This window comes from Acidovorax sp. HMWF018, from assembly GCF_003061035.1.
Classification (GTDB): Bacteria; Pseudomonadota; Gammaproteobacteria; order Burkholderiales; family Burkholderiaceae_C; genus Acidovorax; species Acidovorax delafieldii.
The window spans coordinates 1-5,255 of record NZ_QAIM01000438.1 but is presented as its reverse complement, the minus strand read 5'-3'; the positions used below and the strand labels follow the sequence as shown (position 1 = coordinate 5,255).

General features: G+C 62.7%; 4 protein-coding genes and 1 pseudogene. All 5 read right to left on the bottom strand.

What is annotated here, in order from left to right; genetic code table 11:
* Window positions 1–229 (bottom strand): annotated as a pseudogene (locus DBR23_RS18200) (formate dehydrogenase); the annotation flags it as partial.
* Between the two features lie 23 nt (window positions 230–252).
* Complete coding sequence (locus tag DBR23_RS18195) at window positions 253–3,219, bottom strand: formate dehydrogenase subunit alpha (RefSeq protein WP_108499156.1); 2,967 nt, start codon at window positions 3,217–3,219, stop codon at window positions 253–255.
* Window positions 3,220–3,233: 14 nt separating this feature from the next.
* Window positions 3,234–3,443, bottom strand: coding sequence for a formate dehydrogenase (locus tag DBR23_RS18190; protein WP_108499155.1), 210 nt, complete (start codon window positions 3,441–3,443; stop codon window positions 3,234–3,236).
* 148 nt (window positions 3,444–3,591) lie between these two features.
* Complete coding sequence (locus DBR23_RS18185) at window positions 3,592–4,224, bottom strand: molecular chaperone (RefSeq protein ID WP_108499154.1); 633 nt, start codon at window positions 4,222–4,224, stop codon at window positions 3,592–3,594.
* On the bottom strand, window positions 4,221–5,255 hold a 1,035-nt coding region (locus tag DBR23_RS18180), incomplete at its 5' end, for a 4Fe-4S binding protein (protein WP_146191367.1). The genes DBR23_RS18185 and DBR23_RS18180, both read right to left, overlap by 4 nt.

Sequence of the window (5,255 nt, the reverse complement as noted above, 5' to 3'; positions counted from 1 at the left end):
CTTCGGTGCGGTAGAAGCAGTTGACAGGGCAGACCGCCATGCAGGGTGCGTCGCTGCAGTGCATGCAGGCCACCGAGATGGACTTTTCACCCGGCACACCGTCGTTGAGGGTGACCACGCGGCGGCGGTTCACGCCCCAGGGTACTTCGTGTTCGTTCTTGCAGGCGGTCACGCAGCCGTTGCATTCGATGCAGCGCTCTGCGTCACAGATGAATTTCATTCGTGCCATGTGTGTCTCCTTGCGTGGCGCGATCAGGCGCGTTCCACGTTGCAGATCGTGGTCTTGGTTTCTTGCATCATGGTCACGCTGTCGTAGCCATAGGTGGTGGCCGTGTTGACGGCTTCACCGCGCACCACAGGTGCTGCACCCTTGGGGTAGTACGCCAGCATGTCCGCCCCTTGCCAGCGGCCCGAGAAGTGGAAAGGCATCCACACGGTATCGGGTGCCACGCGCTCAGTGACGAGTGCTTGCACATTGATGCGGGCGCCGGTGGGAGAGCTGAGCCATACACGCTCGCCGTTGCGGATGCCCCGGTCGGCGGCCGTCTTGGGGTTGATCTCGACGAATGACTCCTGCTGCAGCTCCGCCAGCCAGGGGTTGGAGCGGGTTTCCTCGCCGCCGCCTTCGTACTCCACGAGACGACCCGAGCTCATGATGAGCGGGAATTTCTCGTGCACCTTGTCGGCCACGTTTTTCTCCTGCACGCTCTTGTACAGCGTGGGCAGGCGCCAGAAGGCCTTCTTGTCGTCGTGGGTCGGATACTTGGCCATGAGGTCAGGACGCGTGCCATACAGAGGCTCACGGTGCTGCGGAATGGCGTCCGGGAAGTTCCACACCACAGCGCGCGCCTTGGCATTGCCGAATGGATGGCAACCGTGCTTGAGGGCCACCCGAATGATCGCGCCCGTGGGGTCGGTCTTCCAGTTCTTGCCCTCGGCCTTGGCCTTTTCGGCATCGCTCAGATCGTCCCACCAGCCCAGCTTCTTGAGCAGCACGTGGTCGAACTCGGGGTAGCCCGTGGTGATCTCGCTGCCCACCGAATGGGAGCCGTCCTCTGCGAGCAGGTTGACGCCGTCCTTTTCCACGCCGAAGTTGGCGCGGAAGTTGCCGCCGCCTTCCATCACATGCTTGGAGGTGTCGTACAGATTGGGCGAGCCTGGGTGCTTGAGCTCCGGCGTGCCATAGCAGGGCCACGGCAGGCCAAAATAGTCGCCGCCAAAGTCGTAACCAGTCTCCTTGTCCTTGCCGCCCTTGGCCTTCAGGGTCTTCACATCGAACAGGTGCATGTTCTTCATGTGGGCCTTCAGGCGCTCAGGGCTCTGGCCGGTGTAGCCAATGGTCCAGACCGACTTGTTGATCTCGCGCAGGATGTCCTCGGGCACGGGCTCGTCCATGCCCTTGACCTTCTGCATCTTGTAGTTCTTGGAGAGCTCGGCGGCAAAGCCCAGCTTTTCGGCGAACTGGTGCATGATCATGTGATCGGAACGGCTCTCCCACAGCGGCTCGATCACTTTTTCGCGCCACTGCAGCGACCGGTTGGATGCCGTGCACGAACCACTGGTCTCGAACTGCGTGGCGGCGGGCAGCAGATACACCGCACGGTTCGGGTTCAAATCTTCGGCCTTGCCTGGCATGGCAGCCATCGCGGCGGTGGCCGAAGGATAAGGGTCCACCACCACCAGCAGGTCCAGCTTGTCCATGGCGCGCTTCATCTCCAGACCACGGGTCTGCGAGTTGGGCGCATGGCCCCAGAAGAACACGCCGCGCAGATTGGAGTCCTGGTCGATCAGCTCGTTGTTCTCCAGCACACCGTCGATCCAGCGCGACACGGTGATGCCGTTCTTGGTCATCATCGCGGGCGACGCATACTGCTTCTTGATCCACTCGAAGTCCACTCCCCACACAGCGGCGAAGTGCTTCCACGAGCCTTCAGCCAGGCCGTAGTAGCCAGGCAGCGAGTCTGGGTTGGGGCCCACGTCGGTTGCGCCCTGCACGTTGTCGTGGCCGCGGAAGATGTTGGTGCCGCCACCGCTCTTGCCCACGTTGCCCAAAGCCAGCTGCAAGATGCACGATGCACGCACGATGGCATTGCCGATGGTGTGCTGCGTCTGGCCCATGCACCACACGATGGTGCCAGGGCTGTTCTCGTGCAGCATCTTGGCGACCTTGAAAACCTGGTCTTCCTTGACGCCACAAGCCTCTTCCACCTTGTCAGGCGTCCACTTGGCCAGCACTTCGTCGCGCACCTTGTCCATGCCATAGACACGGTCGTTGATGTACTTCTTGTCTTCCCAGCCGTTCTTGAAGATGTGGTACAGCACACCGAACAGGAAGGGAATGTCGGTACCGGAGCGGATGCGCACGTACTCGTCCGCCTTGGCGGCCGTGCGGGTGAAGCGCGGGTCCACCACGATCATCTTGCAGCCGGTTTCCTTGGCGTGCAGCATGTGCAGCATGGACACCGGATGCGCTTCCGCCGCGTTGGAGCCGATGTACAGAGCGACCTTGCTGTTTTGCATGTCGTTGTACGAATTGGTCATGGCGCCATAGCCCCATGTATTGGCTACACCCGCCACCGTGGTGGAGTGGCAGATACGCGCCTGGTGGTCACAATTGTTGGTACCCCAGAAGCTCACGAACTTGCGCAGCAGATAGGCCTGCTCGTTGTTGTGCTTGGACGAACCCACAAAGTACACGCTGTCAGGACCGCTGGCCTTGCGCAGCTCCTGCATCTTGGCCGTGATTTCGTTCAGGGCCGTGTCCCAGCTGATGCGCTCGTATTTGCCGTTGACCAGCTTCATGGGATAACGCAGGCGGTACTCGCCATGGCCGTGCTCGCGCAGGGCTGCGCCCTTGGCACAGTGGGCACCCAGGTTGATGGGCGAGTCGAACACCGCCTCCTGGCGCACCCACACGCCGTTCTCGACCACGGCATCGACCGCGCAGCCCACCGAGCAGTGGGTGCACACCGTGCGGCGCACTTCGATCTTGCTGTCGCCGATGCCGACCTTGGCACCTTCGGCAGCGTTGGATTTCTTGACCAGCGTGAGCTGCGAGGCCGCGATGCCCACGCCCACTCCCAGGCCAGAGCGGCGCAGGAACGAGCGACGGTCCATGGTGGGCAGGGCCTGCGACAGGCCACGGCGCAGGCTGTGCACAAAAGGCGATACAGAGCCGTTGCCCTGCACAGAATGGGAAGACTTCTTGGTTAGCAACATGGCGTGCCCCGATGTCAAAGTTGGGTGGTCTTGTAGTACTGCTTCACGCGGGCAGACAGGTGGTAGCCACCGCCCTTTTCGGGTGCGACGCGCGCGGGCTCGGACACCACGGCCTCGGACGGCGCGACATGGGGGAGTGCCACAACGGCTGCTGCGGCAGCCCCTACGGTGGCGGCGCCGGAAAAGAAGCTCCGGCGGGAGGAATTTGGCTGGCTGTTCTGCATGCTTGTCTCCAGAAAGGCTGGCAGCTATGAAACGGAATTCATACAGTCTATGTCAGTGTGTAAAAACCCGCCATCGGGCTTTACAACTCCCAGTAACACACTCATCTTTTGTAGCGGCATATCGAGGGTTTACGAGCATCTGGAGGGCTCAATCCAACATGTCGAAGCCCTGGGTCTCCACCGACACAAAGGCCCGCGTGAAGTGCGCCACAGCCGCATAAAACCGTGCTTGCGGCTGTGCGGCCAAGGCATCGCAGAGCTGAAGAACCCAGGGCTGCAGATGCGTTGAAAAAAAATCACGCTGCGATGTCAGGTTGCAGACAGCTACATCGTCTCCAGCGATCAGGTAGCGCATGACCTCCAGCAGGTAGGCCACATGGTCCTCGGTCTCGGGCATGGTCTCGTCCCGCGCCAGGCCCAGCTGCTGCAGATCGGTACGCAGACGCGCCAGCGGCTTCTCGTTGAGAAACCCGCTGAGGTAGTGCGAGCCATACAAAAACACCTCGGGCTTGCCCACACCACCAAAGAGCCGGTCAAACTCCTGCGCAATGGCAGCATCGCTGAGCGCACGCGACGCCGCCACCAGTTGCTGCCAGGGCTCCTGCAAAAAGCCGCCATCGGCAGGCGCCTCCGTCACTGCCACCCGCAAGGCCGACAGCAGCTCCGGGCCGGGCGCTGCGTAGTACAGCTGCGACAACAAGCCATACAGCTCGGCGCGGGCAGTTTCTTCATCGAGCGCAGAGCTGCCGCCCAGGGGGGTCAAGGTGGATGGGGCACTCACAGGTCGGTCACTTTCGTCTCGTTTTGTGCGGAATACAGGTCAATCACGCGGCAGTCGCTGCACATCTTCAGCCGCTCCAGCGCCTCGCCCTGGAACATGGGGTGGCCCGACAGTTTGCCCAGCATGGCCTCGATGGCTTTCACCGTGCCAAAGGGTTTGCTGCAGCGCACACAGGCCCAGGGCTTGGCCTCGTTGAGCACACGCAGCTGTGCACGCTCGGGCGTGAGCAGCAGGCGCGGCTGCAGGGTGATGGCGTCTTCGGGGCAGGTGGTGGCGCACAGGCCACACTGCACGCAGTTCTTTTCGATGAAGCGCAGCTGCGGCATCTGCGGGTTGTCCTGCAGCGCACTGGCGGGGCAGGCGCTCACGCAGCTCAGGCACAGGGTGCAGCGATCTTTGTTGACTTCAATCGTGCCCAGCGGCGACCCCACGGCAGGCAGAGCAATGGCCGCAGGCCGCTCGTCTACGGGCATCGGGGCCTGCTCGATCAGGTGGTCGAGTGCCATCTCCAGCGTGCTGCGCTTCTCTTGGGCCACCGCAAAGCGTGCAGCCACGGCCGGGGTCTTCTGGCGCGTCTGGCCCAGGGTCTGCAGTGCAGCATCCAGCGCGGTGGGGTGGTTGGCACGCAGCAACTGCACATGGGTGCCGGTGTAGCCCAGGCCGCGCAGGATGACCTGCGCCACGTCCATTTGCGCCTGCAGGCCTTCGAGGTACTGCGGCGCTTCTTCATCGGTACTCAAAACCACCACCTGCGACGCACCATAGGCCATGGCGCTGAGCCACAGGTCCACCCCCGTACTCGCCGTGTGCCACAGCGCCACCGGAATCACGTTGGCAGGCACGCCGTGCGCCAGCTTCAGCTGAGCAGCACGGCCCAGTTCTTCCACCAGCGCCTGGCCGCGCTCCTGGCTGTGCAGCAGCAATACCGCATCCTTGCCGCCGGCGGCGGTGTAGGTGGACAGCAGCGTCTTGAGCTTGGTGCCCTGCTCCGTCGCACTGGGGTAGGCATAGGTCAGTGCGCCCGTGGGGCA